The sequence below is a fragment of the Aquabacterium sp. UBA2148 genome, assembly GCF_002328915.1.
Taxonomy (GTDB): Bacteria; Pseudomonadota; Gammaproteobacteria; order Burkholderiales; family Burkholderiaceae_C; genus Aquabacterium; species Aquabacterium parvum.
The window spans coordinates 1-9580 of record NZ_DCXA01000023.1; the positions used below are offsets into that span (position 1 = coordinate 1).

The 9580-nt window shown below is 66.6% G+C and carries 8 protein-coding genes; 2 read left to right on the forward strand and 6 right to left on the reverse strand.

All coding sequences use genetic code 11. From position 1 onward, the window contains the following. Both B2W70_RS01430 and B2W70_RS01435 read right to left on the reverse strand, forming a co-directional pair. On the reverse strand, positions 1-1139 hold a 1139-nt coding region (locus B2W70_RS01430; protein WP_286742174.1), incomplete at its 3' end, for a PAS domain-containing sensor histidine kinase. A gap of 157 nt (positions 1140-1296) precedes the next feature. Then, entirely contained in the window at positions 1297-2499 is a 1203-nt protein-coding gene (locus B2W70_RS01435) for a nucleotide sugar dehydrogenase (protein ID WP_286742175.1), read from the reverse strand. Between the two features lie 236 nt (positions 2500-2735). Between B2W70_RS01435 and B2W70_RS01440 the strand changes: the two genes are divergently transcribed. Then, entirely contained in the window at positions 2736-3746 is a 1011-nt protein-coding gene (locus B2W70_RS01440; RefSeq protein WP_286742176.1) for an NAD-dependent epimerase, read from the forward strand. 41 nt (positions 3747-3787) lie between these two features. Further along, entirely contained in the window at positions 3788-5656 is a 1869-nt protein-coding gene (locus B2W70_RS01445) for a hypothetical protein (protein WP_286742178.1), read from the forward strand. Here the strand turns inward: B2W70_RS01445 and B2W70_RS01450 are convergent. The 4 genes from B2W70_RS01450 to B2W70_RS01465 form a co-directional block, all read right to left on the reverse strand. Next, positions 5629-6846, reverse strand: coding sequence for a glycosyltransferase family 4 protein (locus B2W70_RS01450; protein ID WP_286742179.1), 1218 nt, complete (start codon positions 6844-6846; stop codon positions 5629-5631). The two genes, B2W70_RS01445 and B2W70_RS01450, sit on opposite strands and share 28 nt — an antisense overlap. Beyond that, positions 6828-7898, reverse strand: a complete 1071-nt coding sequence (locus B2W70_RS01455; protein WP_286742180.1) for an acyltransferase family protein — start codon at positions 7896-7898, stop codon at positions 6828-6830. The genes B2W70_RS01450 and B2W70_RS01455 overlap by 19 nt, the downstream gene beginning before the upstream one ends. Beyond that, on the reverse strand, positions 7882-8427 hold the full coding sequence (locus B2W70_RS01460; RefSeq protein ID WP_286742181.1) for a serine O-acetyltransferase: 546 nt from the start codon (positions 8425-8427) through the stop codon (positions 7882-7884). The genes B2W70_RS01455 and B2W70_RS01460 overlap by 17 nt, the downstream gene beginning before the upstream one ends. Continuing rightward, on the reverse strand, positions 8424-9580 hold a 1157-nt coding region (locus B2W70_RS01465; protein WP_286742182.1), incomplete at its 5' end, for an acyltransferase family protein. The genes B2W70_RS01465 and B2W70_RS01460, both read right to left, overlap by 4 nt.

Here is a 9580-nt window from a genome sequence, read left to right on the forward strand (position 1 = left end):
CGGCCCGGGGTGCTGTCCACCTCGATGCGCCCGTCCATGAGGTCCACCAGGCGCTTGCAGATCGACAAGCCCAGGCCCGTGCCCCCCACGCGCCGCGTGCGGCTGGCATCGCCCTGCTCGAAGGGCTGGAACAGCCGGGCCAGCTGGTCTGCCGACATGCCCGCGCCCGTGTCTTGCACCTGCAGCAGCAGGCCTGCGTGCGCGCCGGTGTGCCCACCCTGAGGCGCGGCCTTGACGCGCAACTGCACGCTGCCCTGGTCGGTGAACTTGACCGCGTTGGTCAGCAGGTTGACGAGCACCTGGTCCAGGCGCAGGCCATCGACCAGCCAGTGATCGGGCAGACCCGGCTCTCGCTCGACGAGCAGCCTCAGCCCCTTGTCGCGCGCCTGTTGCCCGACCAGGTTGGTGGCCTGTTCGACGACGTCGTCCAGTCGCGTGGCCACGGGCACCAGCGCCAGCTTGCCGGCTTCGATCTTGGAGAAGTCGAGCACGTCGTTGACCAGGCCCAGCAGGTGGCGCCCCGCCTGCTGGATGTGGGCAAAGGACTCGGCCGGCGCCTGGCCTGCATGGCGCATGGCGCCCAGCTGGGCAAAGCCGATGACGGCGTTGAGCGGCGTGCGGATCTCGTGGCTCATGCTGGCCAGGAAGTCGCTCTTGGCGCGGCTGGCCTGCTCGGCGTCGGCGCGGGCCTGCTTGAGCTCGGTGACGTCCAGCGCCATGACGATGAAGCCGGCCACGCGGCCTTCGACCACGTCGGGCGTGTAGCTGACCTGGGCCGTCAGGCCGGCCTCGACGTGCTCACAGGAACAGGCCTCGCCTGCCAGCGCCCGCTCCACGAAGGCACGGGTGTTCTCCCACCCGCGTGGCGACAGCACCTGGGTGATGTGGCGCCCGAGCAGGGGCTGGGGCTTGTGCGCCCAGTGTCCGGCCAACTTGCGGTTGACGAAGCACAGGACCAGCTCGGCATCCCAGTAGGCCACTGCGCCGGGCATGCGGTCGAGCACGGTCTGCAGGCGCTCCAGGCTCTGGGTTCGCAACTGCAGCTGCGCACGCAGCAGGGCGATCTCGCGGCGCAGCGCGGCCGGGTCGTCTGCTTGGCCAGACAGCAGGTCGGCCGAGCCAGGGTTGAGGGGCGCCATGGGTCTCCGGTGGGACAGCGGTGAGGACAACGCCTGCACGATACACCTGTAACGCCCTCCCTGGCACACCCCCCAGGGGTCATCCCTGAGCCGCCGGCACCCCGAGGTTCAGGGGCTGCACCGGCGGCCGGGGCCCCGAATGGCCCCGCGTCCTTCTTCAGTCCTGGCCGAACAGGTCGCGGCTGTAGACCTTGTCGAGCACGTCCTGCAGGTCGGCGCCGATGCGGTTGGCAACGATGACGTCTGACTTGGCCTTGAACTCGGCCAGGTCCTTGATGACCTTGGAGTTGAAGAACTCGTCCTCTTGCAGCACGGGCTCGTACAGGATGACCTCGACGCCCTTGGCCTTGATGCGCTTCATCACGCCCTGGATGGAGCTGGCGCGGAAGTTGTCGCTGCCGGCCTTCATGATGAGGCGGTAGATGCCCACCACCTTCGGCTTGCGCGCCAGGATGCTGTCTGCGACGAAGTCCTTGCGCGTGGTGTTGGAGGTGACGATGGCGCCGATGAGGTTTTGCGGCACCTGCGAGTAGTTGGCCAGCAGCTGCTTGGTGTCCTTGGGCAGGCAGTAGCCGCCGTAGCCAAAACTCGGGTTGTTGTAGTGCGAGCCCACGCGCGGGTCCAGGCTCACGCCGTCGATGATCTCGCGGGTGTTCAGGCCATGGGTCTGGGCGTAGGTGTCGAGCTCGTTGAAGTAGGCCACACGCATCGCGAGGTAGGTGTTGGCGAACAGCTTGATGGCCTCGGCCTCGGAGGAGCCCGTCAGCAGCACGGGCACGTCGGCCTTGAGCGCCGCCTGGCGCAGCAGGCCTGCGAAACGCGCGGCACGCTCGGAGCGCTCACCCACCACGATGCGGCTGGGGTGCAGGTTGTCGAACAGGGCCCGGCCTTCGCGCAGGAACTCGGGCGAGAAGATCACCTGCTCGGTGTTGAACTGGCGGTTGACCTCTTCGGTGTAGCCCACGGGGATGGTGGACTTGATCACCATCACGGCCTTCGGGTTGGCCGCCAGCACCGCCTGGACGACGGACTCGACGCTTTTCGTGTTGAAGCGGTTGGTGTCGGCGTCGTAGTCGGTGGGGGTGGCGATGACCACGTACTCGGCTTCGGCGCAGGCTTCGGCCAGGTTCGTGGTGGCGCGCAGGTCGAGTTGTTCGGTCTGCAGGTGCTGGGTGATGTCGGCGTCTTCGATGGGCGAGACGCGTTGGTTGACCTGGTCGACGCGCGACTGCATGACGTCCACCGCCACCACCTGGTTCTGGCGCGCCAACAGCACGGCCATGGACATGCCGACGTAGCCGAGGCCCACGACGGCGATCTTCGACGGGGCTTGGGGGGACGGGGTGGACGGGGTGGTCATGGCTGGGTGAAACGGTGGAGTCGGGGTCAGGGTGGGATGCTAACCGGGTTCGGTTTGTGCGGCGCAGCATGTGCGGGGGCGTCCTGCAAGTTCGGGGCCGCAGACGCCCAAACGGCAACGGCACGATTTTGGTGCAGCCGCGGGCAGACTGGCGGGCACCCCGGCTCGCCACGCGTCGCTTCAGGTGGCTCGGAACATGCTTCGTCAAGCCTGACCACACCTTCACCTACCCCGACATGAAAATCCTTGTCACTGGAGGCGCCGGCTTCATCGGCATGCACACGGCGCTGAGACTGCTCAACCGCGGCGACGAGGTCGTCTGCATCGACAACCTCAACGACTACTACACCCCCCAGCTCAAGCTCGATCGGCTGGAAGCACTCAGGTCGGCCCAGCCGGGGCTGCGCTTTGTCGAGCAGGACATCGCCGACCAGTCCGCGCTGGACAGGCTGTTCGCGAGCGAAGGGTTCGAGACGGTCATTCACCTGGCGGCCCAGGCCGGGGTGCGCTACTCGATCACCAACCCGCACGCCTACGCACATTCCAACCTGACAGGCTTTCTCAACATCCTCGAGGCCTGTCGCCACCACAGGGTCAAGCACCTGGTCTACGCCAGCAGCTCCAGCGTCTACGGCGGCAACACCAAGATCCCGTTCTCGGAGCGGGACTCGGTGGACCACCCTGTCAGCCTGTACGCAGCCACCAAGAAGGCCAACGAGCTGATGGCACACACCTACAGCCACCTCTACCAGCTGCCGACCACCGGGCTGCGCTTTTTCACGGTCTATGGGCCCTGGGGCAGGCCGGACATGGCGCCCTTCCTGTTCACAAAGGCCATCCTGGCGGGCAAGCCCATCACCGTGTTCAACCACGGCCAGATGATGCGCGACTTCACCTACATCGACGACATCGCCGATGGCGTGATCGCAGCCGCCGATCGCGTGCCGGATGGTCTGCCCGATTTCGACAAGGCCAACCCCGACCCCGGCAGCTCGTGGGCACCGTACCGTGTTTTCAACATCGGCAACAGCGCACCCGTGGGGCTGATGGACTTCATCGCCACGCTGGAGTCGGCCCTGGGCATGAAGGCCACGCTGGACCTGCAGCCCATGGCTCCTGGAGACGTGCCCGCCACCTTCGCCGACATGTCCAACTTCGAGGCCTGGAGCCAACGCACGCCCCAGGTACAGCTGAAAGAGGGCATTGAAAGGTTCGTGGCGTGGTACCGCGGGTACCACCGGGTGTGATGGCGGCAACCCGCCCTCTGGCGACCAGGCGGCGCGGCAGCTTGCTGGCGTGGGCCATCGTGCCCGTGTTGGCATTGGGGTGCCAGGCGCAAGACCCTCTGGCCGGTTTGCCGCGTCCAAAGACCTCGCCTCACCAGGCACAGTGGTTCGCCGAACAACAGCCTTCGCCCACCAGCCCGGCCCAGGCGCAAGCAGGCGACCTCGTCAGCACTTGGCAAGGCCCATCCGGGCAAGGCATCCGCGTGGTCGTCAGGCTCCCGGTTGAGGACGCCAAGCGCCCGGTGCTCACGGTGCGTGCCGCGCGGGCGGACGAAGACGCCAGCCCTTTGCTGCAAGCCGCCCTGGATGCGGCCCGGCAAACAGGCGCGCAACGGATCGTGCTCGAGGGCAGCCGCTACCGGCTCCAGCTCAACGCCAAGTTGGCCGCCCACCTCGTGATCGAGGGCCTGTCCGACCTGACGCTGGATGGGCGAGGTGCGAGCCTGATCCTTTCGGGCATGGGTGATGGCATCCGCATCCGCCAGTCCGAACGGGTGCGCCTGAGCAACCTGACCATCGGCTACGACGCACGCTGCTCTTCGCTGGCCGTGACCCGACGCGACGGCGACCGGGTGGTGCTGGTCGTGGACGCCCGCCACCCGGTGACGGCGAGCACACCGCTGCACCAGGTCACGGAGTACGACCGCGAGCAACGGCAATGGGTGCCTGGCGGCAAGCGCGTCATCCTGCCCCCGGACAGTGCCACGCCTGCCAGGCTGATCGCGCCACAGACCTACCACTCGACGGCCTTCAGCCGGCTGCCCGTCGGCAGCACCTTCGCGGTGTTCCACAGCTGGTACCAGGGTGCGGCGATCCGCATCGAAGACGAGCCCGGGCCCAAGCAGACCCAGGACGTCACCATCGATCACGTCAAGATCGCGTCGAGCCCCGGCATGGGGGTGCTCGCCTATGGGCTCAAGCGCGGCCTGGCGCTTGTGAACAGCCAGGTTCAGGCCGACGAAGGGCTCACCGGCAACCCGCTGAGCACGAACTACGACGCCCTGCATGTGTTGATATCCGGCGGCGACACGCTCGTGCGCAACAACCTGTTTGCCGATCAGGGCGACGACGCCATCAACCTCAGCGCACCACAAAGCCCGATCGTGTCGGTGGACGAAGCAGGCGCGGGTCTGACCCTGTCGAAGTACTCTCGCTTCCTGCGCGCCGGGCAGGCCCTCACCCTGGTCGATCCGCAAGGCCAGGTGGCGGGCAACGCCACCCTCGCGCAAGGCCCCTTGGCCCGAGGTGGCCTGCTGAACCGGGTGGTGGTGACACCCGCCCTGCCTGAGGCCAAAGCGGGCTGGTCCATCCGCTCGCTGGCGCTCCAGGGGGGGCGCTTTGACATCGAAGGCAATCGCTTCGAGCGCTTCAACGGGCACGCCGTGCTGGCGCAGCAGGCTCGCGGACGGGTTCACGCCAACCGCGTGAATGCGATCAACCGCAACGCGGTTCGACTGCTCACGGACACCGGTCGCTGGAACGAAGGTGCTGGCGCGATCGATGTTGCCGTCACGGACAACCAGTTCGACAACACCGCGATCGATGAGATCCCGGGCATCCCGTGGGCGGTCATCACCGCTTACGGTGGGGGCAAGAACGGCTTGGTCGAAGGGGCGGTCAACGCGGACCTGCTGATCGCACGCAACACGGTTCGCCGCGCTCAGCAAGGCTGCATCACCGTGGCAAACAGCCTCAGGGCAACCATCCAGGACAACACCTGTGTCGACACCAACCTGCGGACCCCGCGGGCACCCAGCATCCAGGTCGACCGGTCGAGCCAGGTGGTCGTCAAAGGAAACCGTCGCCAGGGCGACAGCACCGGGGGCGTGACGGCCCGAGAAAGTCAGTCGACGCGCATCGAAGCCGACTGACGCGCGGCTTGCTGGTAGACCTCAAGGTAGCGCTCGAACACGGCATCGGGGCGGGTCTGCGCCAGCAGGGCCCGGGCATCCCAAGCGGGCGTGGCACCGCTGCTCATCAAGCCGCGCATGCGAGCGCTCAGGGCGCCCGGCTCGCCCGGATCGAACAACCAAGCAGGGCTGACGCCACCCACCAGTTCGCGGATGGCGCCACGCGTGCTGCCAATGACTGGCACACCCTGGGCATAGGCCTCCAGCGCCGTCAGGCCAAAAGGTTCGTCCCAGATCGAGGGCACCACCAACACATCGATGCCAGCGAGAAAAGCTTGCGGATTCACGTGCCCCACAAAGGTAACGGGCAGCCCCTTGGCGAGTTCGAGCAAGGGCGCCATCGCCTGCTCGCCCCCAGGGGGCTTGCCAGCCACCTGCAGGCTCCAGCCGCCAGTTGGCAGCTCACGGCAGGCGCGCAGCAGGGCCTCGATGCCCTTCTCGGTGACCAGGCGACCCAGGAATCCAAAGCGGATCGCGCCCTCGATGGGCCCACCACCAGCGGCTCGAGCCCCATCGGCGCCATGCACCGGGTTCCAGATCACGTGCCGTCGTTCTTCAGGCAGGTGCGCAAACAGCCCTGCGGCGAGGTGGCGGTCGAGCACCGAGCGCGAGACGGCGACAACGTGATCGATGTGCCGATGCTGCCCACGCTTGACCACCGAGAACGCGGCGCAGGCCCGGTGCAGTTGCTCGCAACGCTCGCCGTCCTTGAACAGGGCCGCACGGATGCAAAGGAGGTCGTAGTCGTGCAGCGTGTGCACCACCGGCACCCCCTTGCGCTGGGCAATCTGCCAGACAAAAGGCGGCAACTCGACCATCGAGTGCGAGTGCACGACGTCGGGTCGGAACTCGTCAAGCACCCGCGCAAAGTCCGAAGCAATCAGCGCATTGAACAGGGTTGCAACCTTGTTGAGCTGACGCAGAGGCGCCGGCCGACTGACGGCGTCCCCGATCCAGATCGGATTGCGATGGGCGAAGGGGTAGACCGTCACGCCATCCTGACAACGCGAGGTGCCGCCTGCGCGAGCGACATGGCAAACACCCACGGTGTGCCCACCGCGCACCGCAGACAAGGCCAGGGTTTCAGCGACTTTTTCAGCCCCGCCAACCGAATCAGGGGCGTACACCGAACTCAGGTGGAGGATGCGCATTGAGGGGAGATTCGAGGACGTGAGAACAATCGGTTCAACCTGCTCACCAACGGCTTTTCCAGCCAGAGGTGAAACGCGACGGCAACAAGCAGGCAAGCGGCGCAGGCCAGCAAGAGCGTGACCCAGCCCAGGGGCCAGCCCAGAGAGCGAAACACCCAAGCGCACAACGCCAGGGTGAAGGGGTGCGAAAGGTACAGCGCATAAGACGCATCGCCCCCCAGCACCCCCGCGCGCATCCAGCGCCCCGGGGCAGGCTGCGAGCCCACCAAGGCACCGGCCGCCACCAGGCACAAGGCTGGCAACCCCATCCACAACGCGCGCTCCGGCACCAGCACGCCACCATGAAAACCGGTGGATGCCATCCACAAGCCAGCCAAACCAAGCAGGGCCAGCACAGCGGCGGGGCCGGCCGAGAGCCTGAACCCACGTTCATGCAAACCGCCCAGGGCCATGCCCAGCAGGAACTCGAAAACGATCGGGTTCAACCAGAACGAGGCCGGTGCTTGCACAGGGGCTGCCAGCCAGCCCACCAGACCACACGAAGCCACCAGCACCGCCGTGACCCACACCCCCACTGGCCTGGCAAACAGCAGGCCCAACGCGAACAGCACGTAGAAAAACACCTCATGGTTCAAGGTCCAGCCCAACGCCAGCAGCGGGAAGGCCTCGCCCTGCGAGTTGTCGACCGGGATGAACAGGTACGAGCCCAAGGCGTGCCAAGGCTCCAGCGCGGCGCTGGAAACCAGCCCGGGCGCGGCCACCACCACGGCCAGCATCAAGGTGGTGAAGAACCAGTAGGGTGGCACCACGCGCGTCAGGCGCTTGCGCAGAAAGCGCATCCAACCGCCGGGGCGGCCTGCGTCCTCGCGCGAGATCACGAACATGATGAAGCCGCTCAGCACGAAAAACACATCCACACCGCCGGCATAGAAGTTCGCCGCCCCCCCCAGGGTGTCGATGCCAGCCGTCACCTTGTCTCGCGCGTGCCCGACCAGCACCAGCATCGCGGCCAACAGGCGGATCAGCTGCAGTTGATCAATGCGGTGTTGCATGGTCGTCCATGTCTGCAAGGCCTGGACCAGACACCGAACTGGCACGGCCTCGAACCACCGCGCCAGCAGGCACGTCGTCCATCACCAGGCAGCAAGCACCGATCGTGGCGCCCGACCCCACGCGCACCCCCCCGGCGATCACCGACTGCGGGTAGACCACCACTCGGTCTTCGATGAAGGGGTAGTGGCTGCGGCCACGCCCCCGCCCCAAGGTCACGTTCTGATAAAGGGTCACCCCCTCACCAATGACCACCCCTGACCCCACCACCACCCCGACCGGGTGAGGCAGGCTCAAACCAGGACCGATCCGGGCATCGAGGTGAAGGTGACAGCCTGTGCGCACCACGTTGCGCTTGCAGAGCACCTGGGCAATGCGCTTGTGCCCGCGCGTCCACATGGCCTGCGCGACACGATGGTGGAACACCGCAGAGAACCCTGGGTGGTAGAGCATGGCGGAGACAAACCCACGCCAACCCCCCTGCCCCCAGTTGGCTCGCAAATCCGCCGCCACCACCTCTGTCCAACTCATGTCCTGACCACCCCATCCACCTTGGAGCCCATCATCCAGCGCCTGGCCAGCCTGTGACGGCCCAACCAGGCGGACACCTTCAATTCGATCCAGTGGTGTGACAGCCGGGCCACAACCCAGGCCGCCATGACCGACAGGCAGGCCAGGGACCACCAGGGCAACAGCGCATGCAGGGACGTGGCGACCCACAACTTGCCCAGCACGATCAGCACAAATGGATGCAGCAAGTACAGCGAGTACGAGGCATCGCCCAGGCGCACCAGGGGTGCCAGCAAACGGTGTCGGCTCAGCCCCAGCACCACCGGGCTGGCCACCACAGCGAGCAGGATCAGCGCCGCTGGGGCACCCCAGGCAGCCAGGCGCACGAAGTCATTGGGGGTGGGGCCGCTGGCGGTGGTCATGCCAAAAGGGTCCAGCGCCACCCACGACACGGCGATAGCGCCCAGGCAACACGCCCAGCCCCCACCCAGCCTGAGCTTGCCATGGGCATGCGCCATCCCCATCGCAGCCCCCACGACGAACTCGAGCACGATGGGGCGACTCCAGAAAAACAGCTGCCGATGCTCCGGCTCCAAAGCCACGCCCAGTGCCACCAGCGAGCCCATCCACAAGGCCGTCCAAAGCACGACACGCTGCCTGACCAGGCACATCACCGCGGCCATGCTGACGTAAAACCACATCTCGTAGTTCAGCGTCCAGCCCAGCGTCAACAGCGGGTATGGGGCAGCCCAGTCACCGAACACCGGGTAGGGCACAAAGGACATCGAAGTCAGCAAGGGCAGCCACACATCACGCCCCGCGGTGCTCGCACCGAACAGGAAAATCGGCAGGTAGGCGCACGTGGCCAGCCAGTAAAGCGGCACGACTCGGATCAGGCGGCGAACCATGAAGTCCAGACCCGCGCCGCTTTGCCCCATCACCTTGCGGGCCGACAGCACGATGATGAAGCCGGAGATGCAGAAAAACAGGTCGACCCCGAAACCGCCGGCCCAAGCGAGCCAGGGCGAGCGCGACTCGCCCACCGCTTTGGCCAGGCTGACGATGTGCTGCTGCAGGTGCCCGAAGAGCACGCACAGCGCCGCCACCGCCCGCAAGACCTGGATGCCTTGAATCGGTCCACCTGGTTGGCTCATCGCCCGCCCCCATCGGCGGG

Bases quoted from the DNA above. Each gene is read 5' to 3' on its own strand.
- B2W70_RS01435 (WP_286742175.1), bottom strand. From the start codon at position 2,499: ATGACCACCCCGTCCACCCCGTCCCCCCAAGCCCCGTCGAAGATCGCC.
- B2W70_RS01440 (WP_286742176.1), top strand. From the start codon at position 2,736: ATGAAAATCCTTGTCACTGGAGGCGCCGGCTTCATCGGCATGCACACG.
- B2W70_RS01450 (WP_286742179.1), bottom strand. From the start codon at position 6,846: ATGCGCATCCTCCACCTGAGTTCGGTGTACGCCCCTGATTCGGTTGGC.
- B2W70_RS01455 (WP_286742180.1), bottom strand. From the start codon at position 7,898: ATGCAACACCGCATTGATCAACTGCAGCTGATCCGCCTGTTGGCCGCG.
- B2W70_RS01460 (WP_286742181.1), bottom strand. From the start codon at position 8,427: ATGAGTTGGACAGAGGTGGTGGCGGCGGATTTGCGAGCCAACTGGGGG.